The 12338-nt window shown below is 61.0% G+C and carries 8 protein-coding genes and 1 tRNA gene; all 9 read right to left on the bottom strand.

What is annotated here, in order from left to right; translation table 11 throughout:
• Positions 1-3944, bottom strand: a 3944-nt coding sequence (gene rpoC, locus E4O92_RS14365; RefSeq protein ID WP_135190425.1) for a DNA-directed RNA polymerase subunit beta', incomplete at its 3' end; no start/stop codon positions are given.
• A gap of 148 nt (positions 3945-4092) precedes the next feature.
• Positions 4093-8202, bottom strand: coding sequence for a DNA-directed RNA polymerase subunit beta (gene rpoB / locus E4O92_RS14360; RefSeq protein WP_135190424.1), 4110 nt, complete (start codon positions 8200-8202; stop codon positions 4093-4095).
• Between the two features lie 278 nt (positions 8203-8480).
• Positions 8481-8858 (bottom strand): 50S ribosomal protein L7/L12, encoded by a 378-nt coding sequence (gene rplL / locus E4O92_RS14355; protein ID WP_135190423.1) that lies wholly within the window; start codon positions 8856-8858, stop codon positions 8481-8483.
• Positions 8859-8966: 108 nt separating this feature from the next.
• Entirely contained in the window at positions 8967-9494 is a 528-nt protein-coding gene (rplJ, locus tag E4O92_RS14350; protein WP_135190422.1) for a 50S ribosomal protein L10, read from the bottom strand.
• 269 nt (positions 9495-9763) lie between these two features.
• Positions 9764-10468 (bottom strand): 50S ribosomal protein L1, encoded by a 705-nt coding sequence (gene rplA, locus E4O92_RS14345; protein WP_135190421.1) that lies wholly within the window; start codon positions 10466-10468, stop codon positions 9764-9766.
• Positions 10468-10899, bottom strand: a complete 432-nt coding sequence (gene rplK / locus E4O92_RS14340) for a 50S ribosomal protein L11 (protein ID WP_135190420.1) — start codon at positions 10897-10899, stop codon at positions 10468-10470. Before rplK ends, rplA begins: the two co-directional genes overlap by 1 nt.
• Positions 10900-11020: 121 nt before the next feature.
• A complete protein-coding gene (gene nusG, locus E4O92_RS14335) occupies positions 11021-11632 on the bottom strand; it encodes a transcription termination/antitermination protein NusG (RefSeq protein ID WP_135190419.1) in 612 nt (203 codons plus the stop codon).
• A 2-nt stretch (positions 11633-11634) separates the two neighbouring features.
• Positions 11635-12021 (bottom strand): preprotein translocase subunit SecE, encoded by a 387-nt coding sequence (gene secE, locus E4O92_RS14330; protein WP_135190418.1) that lies wholly within the window; start codon positions 12019-12021, stop codon positions 11635-11637.
• A 35-nt stretch (positions 12022-12056) separates the two neighbouring features.
• Positions 12057-12132, bottom strand: a tRNA-Trp gene (locus E4O92_RS14325).
• Positions 12133-12338: the final 206 nt, after the last annotated feature.

The raw sequence follows: 12338 nt of genomic DNA, 5'->3' as shown, positions 1-12338 counted from the left end.
GTCGACAGCGATGCCTTGGTAATACCCAGCAGCACGTTTTCGTACTGCGCCGGCAGCTTGCCAACTGCATTCACGCGGTCGTTCTCTTCCAGCAGTTCCGAACGCTCGACCTGCTCGCCGACGATGTAGTCGGTGTCGCCCGCATCGGTGATCTGCACACGACGCAGCATCTGGCGAACGATCACCTCGATGTGCTTGTCGTTGATCTTCACACCCTGCAGACGGTACACGTCCTGCACTTCGTCCACGATGTAGCGTGCCAGCGCTTCGATACCCAGCAGGCGAAGGATGTCTTGCGGATCGGCCGGGCCGTCCACGATCATCTCGCCCTTGTTCACCACCTGGCCGTCGTGCACCAGCACTTGCTTGTCCTTGGTGATCAGGAACTCGTGCTTGTTGCCGTCCATGTCGGTGATTTCCAGGCGCTGCTTGCCCTTGGTCTCTTTACCGAACGCCACCGTACCGGTGACTTCCGCCAGCATGCCGGCATCTTTCGGCGAACGTGCTTCGAACAGCTCGGCAACGCGCGGCAGACCACCGGTAATGTCTCGGGTCTTCTGCGATTCGGTCGGGATACGTGCAAGCACTTCGCCCACCGATACTTGCTGGCCGTCTTTCACCATGATCAGCGCGCCAACCTGGAAGCCGATCGTCACGGCGTGTTCGGTGCCGGCGATCTTCACTTCCTGGCCTTCTTCGTTGAGCAGCTTGACCTGCGGACGCATCACCTTGCCGGAACCGCGGCGTTTCGGGTCGATCGCCACCAGGGTCGACAGGCCGGTCACTTCGTCTACCTGGCGAGCGACGGTCACGCCCTCTTCCACGTTTTCGAACTTGATCGTACCTGCGTACTCGGTAATGATCGGACGGGTCAGCGGGTCCCAGGTCGCCAGCGCGGTGCCGGCCTTCACAGCCATGCCGTCCTTGACGATCAGGGTCGCGCCGTACGGCACTTTGTGACGCTCACGCTCGCGGCCGTGGTCGTCCGTGATCAGCACTTCGCCGGAACGCGAAATGACGATCTGGGCGCCCTTGCCGTTGGTGACGTAACGCATTGCCGAGGTAAAGCGAACCGTACCGTTCGACTTGGCTTCCACCGACGAGGCCACCGCAGCACGCGATGCCGCACCACCGATGTGGAAGGTACGCATGGTCAGCTGGGTACCCGGCTCACCGATCGACTGCGCTGCCACCACGCCCACTGCCTCGCCGGAGTTGACCAGCAGGCCACGGCCCAGGTCGCGGCCATAGCACTTGGCGCACAGGCCGTAGCGGGTTTCGCAGTTCAGCGGGGTGCGGACTTTGACTTCGTCGATGCCGACGCGTTCGATCTCTTCGACCATGTCTTCGTCCAGCAGCGTGCCGGCTTCGTAGATCGTCTCCTGGGTTTCCGGGTTGACGATGTCCTGGCCAGCCACGCGGCCCAGGATACGGTCGCGCAGGGCTTCGATCACTTCACCGCCTTCGACCATCGCCTTCATCAGCGTGCCGTTGTTGGTGCCGCAATCGTCCTCGGTCACCACCAGGTCTTGCGTCACGTCGACCAGACGACGGGTCAGGTAACCCGAGTTCGCGGTCTTCAGTGCCGTGTCGGCCAGGCCCTTACGAGCACCGTGGGTCGAGATGAAGTACTGCAGAACGTTCAGGCCTTCGCGGAAGTTCGCGGTAATCGGGGTCTCGATAATCGAGCCGTCCGGCTTGGCCATCAGGCCTCGCATACCGGCCAGCTGGCGGATCTGGGCTGCCGAACCACGCGCGCCCGAGTCGGCCATCATGTAAATCGCGTTGAACGATTCCTGAGTGCCGTTGCTGCCGTCGCGCTTGGTGACCGGCTCGACCTTGAGCTGGTCCATCATCGCCTTGCCGACTTCGTCCGAGGTCTTGCCCCAGATGTCGACGACCTTGTTGTAACGCTCGCCGGCGGTCACCAGACCCGATGCGTACTGCTGCTCGATCTGCTTGACTTCCGATTCGGCGGTCGAGATCAGGGTCTTCTTCACGTCCGGGATCAGCATGTCGTCCACGGCGATCGAGATGCCGGCGCGGGTCGCCAGGCGGAAGCCCGATTGCATCAGCTTGTCGGCGAACACGACGGTCGCGCGCAGGCCGCACTTGCGGAACGAAGTGTTGATCAGCTTGCTGATTTCCTTCTTCTTCAGCGGGCGGTTCAGCACCGAGAACGGCAGGCCTTGCGGCAGGATCTCGGACAGGATCGCACGGCCGACAGTGGTCTCGTAGCGGGTCACGGTGCGGTCGAAGCCGCCCTGGTCGTTCTTCGGGAACTCGACGATACGCACGGTGATGCGGGTCGCCAGCTCGACTTCCTTGTTGTCGTACGCGCGGATCACTTCCGACACGTCCGGGAACATCATGCCTTCGCCCTTGGCGTTGATCGCCTCGCGGGTTGCGTAGTACAGACCCAGCACGATGTCCTGCGACGGAACGATCGACGGTTCGCCGTTGGACGGGAACAGGATGTTGTTCGAAGCGAGCATCAGGGTGCGCGCTTCCATCTGTGCCTCGATCGACAGCGGTACGTGGACTGCCATCTGGTCACCGTCGAAGTCCGCGTTAAATGCCGCGCAGACCAGCGGGTGCAGCTGGATGGCCTTGCCTTCGATCAGGACCGGCTCGAACGCCTGGATACCAAGGCGGTGCAGGGTCGGTGCACGGTTGAGCATGACCGGGTGTTCCTTGATCACCTCTTCCAGGATGTCCCAGACCACCGGCTCTTGCACTTCAACCAGCTTCTTGGCGGCCTTGATGGTCGTAGCCAGCCCCATCAGTTCCAGCTTGTTGAAGATGAACGGCTTGAACAGTTCGAGCGCCATCAGCTTCGGCAGGCCGCACTGGTGCAGCTTGAGCTGCGGACCGACCACGATCACCGAACGGCCCGAGTAGTCGACGCGCTTACCCAGCAGGTTCTGACGGAAGCGGCCGCCCTTACCCTTGATCATTTCAGCCAGCGACTTCAGCGGACGCTTGTTGGCGCCGGTCATCGCCTTGCCGCGACGGCCGTTGTCCAGCAGCGAGTCCACTGCTTCCTGCAGCATGCGCTTTTCGTTACGCGTAATGATTTCCGGAGCGCGCAGTTCCATCAGGCGCTTCAGACGGTTGTTACGGTTGATGACGCGGCGGTACAGGTCGTTCAGGTCGGACGTCGCGAAACGGCCACCATCCAGCGGGACGAGCGGACGCAGCTCCGGCGGCAGAACCGGGAGCACTTCCATGATCATCCAGTCAGGCTTGATGCCCGAACGCTGGAACGCCTCGAGCACCTTCAGGCGCTTGGCGTACTTCTTGATTTTCGCTTCCGACTTCGATTCCTTCAGCTCCACGCGCAGCGACTCGGCTTCGCGGTGGATGTCGATGGAACGCAGCAGTTCACGGATGCCTTCGGCGCCCATGAATGCGGTGAAGTCGTCGCCGTACTCTTCGTACTTGGCGGCGTAGTCGTCTTCCGACATGATCTGGCACTTCTTGAGCGGCGTCATGCCCGGATCGGTCACGACGTATGCTTCGAAGTACAGCACGCGCTCGATGTCGCGCAGCGTCATGTCCAGGACCATGCCCAGGCGCGACGGCAGCGACTTGAGGAACCAGATGTGCGCGACCGGCGAAGCCAGCTCGATGTGGCCCATGCGCTCGCGGCGCACCTTGGCCAGCGTGACTTCCACGCCGCACTTTTCGCAGATCACGCCGCGGTGCTTCAGGCGCTTGTACTTGCCGCACAGGCACTCGTAGTCCTTGATCGGGCCAAAGATCTTGGCGCAGAACAGGCCGTCGCGCTCCGGCTTGAAGGTACGGTAGTTGATGGTTTCCGGCTTCTTGACTTCGCCGTACGACCAGGAACGGATTTTCTCAGGCGACGCCAGGCCAATCTTGATGGCGTCAAAGCTCTCGTTTTGCTGAACTTGCTTGAATAGATCGAGCAGTGCTTTCATTGATCACTCCAGGTGATTGAATTCTTTACTTACTTCACCTGCTCCGTCGCCCCCGCGAAGGCGGGGGCCCAATTTGACTTTCGTGGCTGAGCCACGAACACCTGGGTTCCCGCCTGCGCGGGAACGACGGCCAGGCCATGCGGGTGATTTAGCTGCGCTCGAGGTCGATATCGATACCCAGCGAGCGGATTTCCTTCACCAGCACGTTGAACGATTCCGGCATACCTGCGTCGATCACGTGGTCGCCCTTGACCAGGTTCTCGTACACCTTGGTACGGCCGTTCACGTCGTCCGACTTCACGGTCAGCATTTCCTGCAGCACGTACGACGCACCGTAGGCTTCCAGTGCCCACACCTCCATCTCACCGAAGCGCTGGCCACCGAACTGTGCCTTGCCGCCCAGCGGCTGCTGGGTCACCAGCGAGTACGGGCCGGTCGAACGGGCGTGCATCTTGTCGTCGACCAGGTGGTGCAGCTTGAGCATGTGCATGTAGCCCACGGTCACCTTGCGCTCGAATGCTTCGCCGGTGCGGCCGTCGTACATCGTCACCTGGTTCTTCGACGGGGTCATGCCCAGGTGGCTAGCGATCTCGTCCGGGAAAGCCAGGTCCAGCATGCGGCGGATTTCGCCTTCGTGGGCACCGTCGAACACCGGGGTCGCGAACGGCACGCCGTTCTTCAGGTTGGTCGCCAGCTCAACAACTTCCTGGTCGCTGAAGTTGTCCAGCTCTTCCTTGCGGCCGGTCTCGTTGTAGATCTTGCCCAGGAAGCCGCGCAGCTCTTCGACCTTCGCTTGCGCCTTGACCATTTCGCCGATGCGCAGGCCCAGGCCCTTGGCCGCCCAACCGAGGTGGGTTTCCAGGATCTGGCCGACGTTCATACGCGACGGAACGCCCAGCGGGTTCAGCACGACGTCGGCCGGGGTGCCGTCCGCCATGAACGGCATGTCTTCCACCGGCACGATACGCGAGACCACACCCTTGTTACCGTGGCGGCCTGCCATCTTGTCGCCCGACTGCAGGCGGCGCTTGACGGCCAGGTAGACCTTGACCATCTTCTGCACGCCCGGCTGCAGCTCGTCGCCCTGGGTGAGCTTCTTGCGCTTTTCTTCGAATGCCAGGTCGAACTGGTGACGCTTCTCGTTGATCGACTCCTTGATCGCCTCCAGCGCGTTGGCGGTCTCGTCGTCGCTTGGCCTGATGTCGAACCAGTGGAACTTGTCCAGGTCGGCCAGGTATTCGCGGGTCAGCACCGAGCCCTTGGTCAGCTTCTTCGGACCGCCGTTCACGGTCTTACCGATCAGCATCTTCTCCAGACGCTGGAAGGCGTCGCCTTCCACGATACGCATCTGGTCGTTCAGGTCGAGGCGGAAGCGCTTGAGTTCATCGTCGATGATCTGCTGGGCGCGCTTGTCGCGCTGGATGCCTTCGCGGGTGAACACTTGCACGTCGATCACGGTACCGACCATGCCCGACGGCACGCGCAGCGAGGTGTCCTTCACGTCCGACGCCTTCTCGCCGAAGATCGCGCGCAGCAGCTTTTCTTCCGGCGTGAGCTGGGTCTCGCCCTTCGGGGTCACCTTACCGACCAGCACGTCGCCAGCCTGCACTTCGGCGCCGATGTACACGATGCCCGATTCGTCCAGGCGCGCCAGCTGGTTTTCGGCCAGGTTCGAGATGTCGCGCGTGATCTCTTCCGCACCGAGCTTGGTGTCGCGTGCGACCACCGACAGCTCTTCGATGTGGATCGAGGTGTAGCGGTCGTCCTTGACCACGTTTTCCGAGATCAGGATCGAGTCCTCGAAGTTCAGGCCGTTCCACGGCATGAACGCCACCAGCATGTTCTGGCCCAGTGCCAGTTCGCCCAGGTCGGTCGATGCGCCGTCGGCGATGACGTCGCCACGTGCCACCCGGTCGCCGATCTTGACGATCGGACGCTGGTTGATGTTGGTGTTCTGGTTGGAACGGGTGTACTTGATCAGGTTGTAGATGTCCACGCCGACTTCACCAGCTTGCGCCTCGTCGTCGTTCACGCGGATCACCACGCGGCCCGCATCGACATAGTCGACCACGCCGCCGCGCATCGCCTGCACGGTGGTGCCCGAGTCGACCGCCACGGTGCGCTCGATGCCGGTACCGACAAACGCTTTCTCGGGACGCAGGCAAGGCACAGCCTGGCGCTGCATGTTGGCGCCCATCAGTGCACGGTTCGCGTCGTCGTGCTCGAGGAACGGAATCAGGGACGCTGCCACCGACACGATCTGGCCCGGGGCCACGTCCATGTACTGGATGCGCTCCGGCGAGACCAGGATGGTTTCGCCTGCTTCACGTGCCGACACCAGTTCGTCGACCAGCTGGCCTTCCTCGTTCACCTTGGCGTTCGCCTGAGCGATGATGTAGCGGCCTTCTTCGATCGCCGACAGGTAGTCGATCTTGTCGGACACCACACTGTTTTCGACCTTGCGGTACGGGGTTTCGAGGAAGCCGTACTCGTTCAGGCGGGCGTACAGTGCCAGCGAGTTGATCAGGCCGATGTTCGGGCCTTCAGGCGTTTCGATCGGGCACACGCGGCCGTAGTGGGTCGGGTGCACGTCGCGCACCTCGAAGCCGGCGCGTTCGCGGGTCAGGCCGCCCGGGCCCAGGGCCGAGACGCGGCGCTTGTGGGTGATTTCCGACAGCGGGTTGGTCTGGTCCATGAACTGCGACAGCTGGGACGAGCCGAAGAATTCGCGGATCGCGGCCGAGATCGGCTTGCTGTTGATCAGGTCGTGCGGCATCAGGTTGTCCGCTTCGGCCTGGCCCAGGCGTTCCTTGACGGCGCGCTCGACGCGCACGAGGCCGGCGCGGAACTGGTTCTCGGCCAGCTCGCCCACGCAGCGCACGCGGCGGTTGCCCAGGTGGTCGATGTCGTCGACTTCACCACGGCCATTGCGCAGTTCGACCAGGATCTTGATCACGGCCAGGATGTCTTCGTTCGACAGCGTCATCGCGCCGACCAGCTCGTCGCGGCCGATGCGGCGGTTGAACTTCATGCGGCCCACGGCCGACAGGTCGTAGCGCTCAGGGCTGTAGAACAGGCCGTTGAACAGCGCTTCCACCGACTCTTCGGTCGGCGGTTCGCCCGGACGCATCATGCGGTAGATCGCGATGCGCGCAGCGGTCTGGTCGGCGGTGTCGTCGGTGCGCAGGGTCTGCGAGATGTAGGCGCCCTGGTCCAGGTCGTTGGTGTACAGGGTCTGGATCTCGCTGATCGAGGCGTCGCGCAGCTTGCCCAGCAGCTCGTCGGTCAGCTCGTCGTTGGCGTTGGCGATGATCTCGCCGGTGTCCTGGTCGACGATGTTACGTGCCAGCACGCGGCCGAGCAGGTAGTCTTCCGGCACCGAGATGTGCTTGATGCCGGCGCTTTCGATGTCGCGCACGTGCTTGGCGTTGATGCGCTTGTCCTTCGTCACGATGGTCTTGCCCGACTTCGGATCGACGATGTCGAAGCGCGCGACTTCGCCGCGCAGCCGCTCGGGCACGAACTCGAGTTCCGCGCCTTCCGAGCGCAGCAGGAAATTGTCGAAGACGAAGAAGTTGGCCAGGATCTGTTCCGGCGTCATGCCGATCGCCTTGAGCAGGATCGTCACCGGCATCTTGCGGCGGCGGTCGACGCGGAAGAACAGGATGTCCTTCGGGTCGAATTCGAAGTCCAGCCACGAGCCGCGGTAAGGAATGATACGAGCCGAGAACAGCAGCTTGCCCGACGAGTGGGTCTTGCCGCGGTCGTGCTCGAAGAACACGCCCGGCGAGCGGTGCAGCTGCGACACGATCACGCGCTCGGTGCCGTTGATAACGAACGAGCCGTTGGCGGTCATGAGCGGCAGTTCGCCCATGTACACTTCCTGCTCTTTCATTTCCTTGACGACCGGCTTGGTCGGCGATTCCTTATCCAGGATCACCAGACGCACCTTGGCACGCAGCGGCGAGGCAAAAGTCAGGCCGCGTTGTTGGCATTCCTTAACGTCAAACGCAGGGTCGCCGAGCACGTACGACAAAAACTCGAGACGCGCAAAGCCGTTGTGCGACACGATCGGGAAGATCGAGGAGAAGGCCGATTGCAGGCCCTCGTTCTTGCGGACGGAAGGAGCAGTGTCCGCCTGCAGGAAATTCTCGTAAGATTCCAGCTGGGTAGCCAGCAGGTAGGGAACGTTGTGAACGTTGGCGCGCTTCGCGAACGACTTGCGAATGCGCTTCTTCTCAGTAAATGAGTAGTGCATGGACACTCCGTGAGTGACAGAAAGGATGAGAATTCAGGAATTGCCAGTGGTTGAACTACCACATGCAAGGCCTCAATGCTCGCGCCTGCCTGCCGGTGAAAAAGACAACCGTACTGCTGTGTTACGATACTGCTGGTGCTGCCACTACTACTGCGATACTGCTGTTTTTGCCGTAGGGACGACAAAAGAGCCAAAGCTGCTCACCCCTCCTCGCGGTGGGGTTTTGCAGGCTTTGACTCGCGCGCCGGGCGCCTGACAGGCGCCCTTTGCAAAATGTATTACTTGAGCTCGGCTTTCGCGCCAGCTTCTTCCAGCTTCTTCTTCGCAGCTTCAGCGTCAGCTTTCGGCAGGGCTTCCTTGACGGTCTTCGGTGCGCCGTCGACCAGGTCTTTAGCTTCCTTCAGGCCCAGGCCGGTGATTTCGCGGACAGCCTTGATGACGCCGACCTTGTTCGCGCCGACTTCAGCCAGCACAACGTTGAACTCGGTCTGCTCTTCAGCTGCCGGTGCGCCTGCTGCTGCGCCGCCAGCTGCCGGTGCTGCCATTGCAGCTGCCGACACGCCGAACTTCTCTTCGAACGCCTTGACCAGGTCGTTCAGTTCCATAACCGACATTGCGCCTACTGCGTCCAGGAACTCTTCTTTGCTAATTGCCATTTGAAACTCCAAATTTTTGTAGTGTTGGGGACAGAGTACGCTTCGCTAAACTCTTTCCCGCAATCGTGATAAAAAGGATTAGTTCTTCTTGAGCAAAAAGGATGGGGCTTATTCCGCCGCCGCTGCTTCCGCTGCCGGAGCTGCGGAACCTTCGCCTTTTTGTGCTGCAACTGCAGCCAGAACACGTGCAAAGCCGGAAACCGGAGCCTGCATAACACCCAGCAGCTGGGCGATGAGGACTTCACGGCTCGGGATGCTTGCCAGCGCGGTCACGCCAGCCACATCCAGTTGCTTACCGGCGTAGTTACCAGCCTTCACCACCAGCTTGTCGTTGGTTTTGGCGAAGTCGGCGACCACTTTGGCTGCTGCCACGGCGTCATCCGAGATCGAGTAGATCAGCGGACCGGTCATGGAATCAGCCAGCGGGGCAAACGCGGTGCCTTCCACAGCGCGACGGGCCAGCGTGTTTTTCAGAACACGCAGGTACACGCCCTGGGAACGAGCTTTTGCACGGAGTTGCGTCAAGTGACTAACCTGGATGCCACGGTACTCGGCCACGACGATCGTTTGCGCAGTTGCTACTTTTGCGGAAACTTCGGCGACGACGGCCTTTTTGTCATTCAGATTAAGACCCACGGTCAATCTCCTTAAATGATGGAAGCTTGCGCCTCACATCGGTTCGAACACGGCGTCCGAAGTTAAGAAGTCAAACTTACGCGGATGAATCTACACGCAGTAGGGACTACAAAACTTGCTCGGGTTCGCCATCTGCGTTGGGTGTTCTTTTAACCTCCTGCCTACCTGCTGCATTCAGCCCAACGGTCTTTGATTGCCTGGCCGGGAATGCTTCCCCAGCCAGCCCAAAGATGCGCCCCGCGCTGTTCTGCGGGGACTTGATTCTTTACTTAGGCAGCAGCGGTTGCCAGCGAACCCTGGTCAACACGCACGCCAGCGCCCATGGTCGACGAGATCGAGACCTTGCGCAGGTACACGCCCTTCGAGGTAGCCGGCTTGGCCTTGTTCAGTGCGTCGATCAGCGCAACCAGGTTGCTCTTGAGCTGGTCGTCGGTGAACGACTTGCGGCCGATGGTCGCGTGGATGATGCCCGACTTGTCGGTGCGGTACTGCACCTGGCCAGCCTTGGCATTCTTCACGGCGCCAGCGACGTCCGGGGTCACGGTGCCGACCTTCGGGTTCGGCATCAGGCCGCGCGGGCCCAGGATCTGGCCCAGGGTACCGACGATACGCATGGTGTCCGGCGAAGCGATCACGATGTCGAACGGCATGTCGCCGGCCTTGACGCGCTCTGCCAGGTCTTCCATACCGACGATGTCGGCGCCGGCGGCTTTCGCCTGCTCAGCTTTTTCGCCCTGTGCGAACACGGCCACGCGCACGGTCTTGCCGGTGCCTGCAGGCAGGACCACCGAACCGCGGACCACCTGGTCCGACTTCTTCGGGTCCACGCCCAGCTGAACAGCGACGTCGATCGACTCGTTGAACTTGGCGGTCGCGAATTCCTTGATGATTGCGACGGCGTTGTCGAAGGCGTAGACCTTGTTGCGGTCAACTTTGGCCTTCATTTCCTTGATGCGTTTGGACAGCTTAGCCATTAGATACCCTCCACCGTGATGCCCATCGAACGAGCCGAGCCGGCGATGACGCGCACTGCTGCGTCCATGTCGGCAGCGGTCAGGTCCGGCTGTTTGGTCTTAGCGATTTCTTCAGCCTGGGCGCGGGTCAGCGAGCCAACCTTGTCGGTGTGCGGCTTGGCCGAACCCTTGGTGACGCCTGCGAACTTCTTGATCAGGTAGGTCGCCGGCGGGGTCTTCATCTCGAAGGTGAACGACTTGTCCGCGAATGCGGTGATCACGACCGGAATCGGCATGCCAGGTTCCATGCCCTGGGTCTTGGCGTTGAACGCCTTGCAGAATTCCATGATGTTCAGGCCGCGCTGACCGAGCGCAGGGCCGATCGGTGGGGAGGGGTTTGCTTTACCAGCCGGCACTTGCAGCTTGATAAAGCCAATGATTTTCTTGGCCATGATGGCTCCTATCGTTGGACTGAGTAGTAGCGCCCCACCGCTTGCTACTCATCGGCGGGGCTCCTCTTGTCGGATTCCGCCTGCCTTGTTGCCGACGACGCTCCGATTCGCGCTTGCTGCTTTAGACTTTCTCTACTTGCCCGAACTCCAGTTCCACCGGAGTCGCGCGGCCGAAGATGGTGACAGAAACACGCACCTTCGATTTTTCGTAGTTGACTTCCTCGACGTTGCCGTTGAAGTCGGTGAACGGGCCTTCCTTGATCCGGACCTGCTCGCCCACTTCGTACAGCACCTTGGGCCGGGGCTTTTCGACGCCCTCTTGCACCTGCTGCATGATCTTGTCGATTTCGCGGGCCGGGATCGGGGTCGGCTTGTTCGACTTGCCGCCGATGAAGCCGGTGACCTTCGGGGTGTTCTTGACGAGGTGCCAGGTATCGTCGGTCATTTCCATCTCGACCAATACATAGCCAGGGAAGAAGCGGCGCTCGGAGACCGACTTGGTGCCGTTCTTCATCTCGACGACCTCTTCGGTCGGCACCAGAATCTGGCCGAACTGGTCTTGCATGCCGGCACGATCGATGCGCTCCTTGAGGCCGCGCATCACGCTCTTTTCCATGCCGGAATAGACATGCACGACGTACCAGCGCTTGTTGCTGACCGGGACACTCAGCGGCGCACCAGCGTCTTGTGCCGGGACATCGCCCGGCACGCTATCTTGTACGTTTTCGCTCATTATTACTTCCAACCCAGTATCACGTCGTACAACAGGAATTCAAGGATCTTGTCCGTGCCCCACAGGAAAATCGCCATGACTACCACGAAGGCAAACACGATGCCCGTGATCTGGGTGGTTTCCTTGTGGGAAGGCCAAACAACCTTCCTGGTTTCACGCACCGATTCCTTGGCAAATCCCAGGAATTCGCGGCCGGTAGCGGAAGTCCACAGAAGCAGGACAGCAATAGCCAAACCAGCCACCAGGGCGCCAGCGGCGACCAGGGCTGGTTTGTTTTGGCCTTTCAGAACGAAAAAGCCGACTACGCCTGCAATCGTAGCAACCACCGCCAGGGCGACCTTGAACTTGTCGTTCGAGGTGCTAACGGTCTGCACAGACTGATTAGACATTCTTTTTTACTTTCGGTGCCTGGCACCAGATTCGGTGGCAGGGGCGGAGGGCATCGAACCCCCAACCTTCGGTTTTGGAGACCGACGCTCTGCCAATTGAGCTACGCCCCTACAAACTTCAGTTGAATCGCGCATTCTACATCAGGTTGACCCTGATGGGAATGTCTTTTTTGAGAGGAGACGGGAACCCGCCTCCCTTCAAGGTTTCCCGAACAGGGACGGGACCACTGTCCCACCCCTCTCGGGCTACACTTTTTAGTCGGCCAGGATCTTGGCAACCACGCCGGCGCCAACGGTACGGCCGCCTTCGCGGATTG

This window comes from Massilia horti (assembly GCF_004614195.1).
GTDB lineage: Bacteria > Pseudomonadota > Gammaproteobacteria > Burkholderiales > Burkholderiaceae_D > Telluria > Telluria horti.
This window is presented reverse-complemented; position numbering and strand designations above follow the sequence as displayed.

Bases quoted from the DNA above. Each gene is read 5' to 3' on its own strand.
- rpoB (WP_135190424.1), bottom strand. From the start codon at position 8,202: ATGCACTACTCATTTACTGAGAAGAAGCGCATTCGCAAGTCGTTCGCG.
- rplL (WP_135190423.1), bottom strand. From the start codon at position 8,858: ATGGCAATTAGCAAAGAAGAGTTCCTGGACGCAGTAGGCGCAATGTCG.
- rplA (WP_135190421.1), bottom strand. From the start codon at position 10,468: ATGGCTAAGCTGTCCAAACGCATCAAGGAAATGAAGGCCAAAGTTGAC.
- rplK (WP_135190420.1), bottom strand. From the start codon at position 10,899: ATGGCCAAGAAAATCATTGGCTTTATCAAGCTGCAAGTGCCGGCTGGT.
- nusG (WP_135190419.1), bottom strand. From the start codon at position 11,632: ATGAGCGAAAACGTACAAGATAGCGTGCCGGGCGATGTCCCGGCACAA.
- secE (WP_135190418.1), bottom strand. From the start codon at position 12,021: ATGTCTAATCAGTCTGTGCAGACCGTTAGCACCTCGAACGACAAGTTC.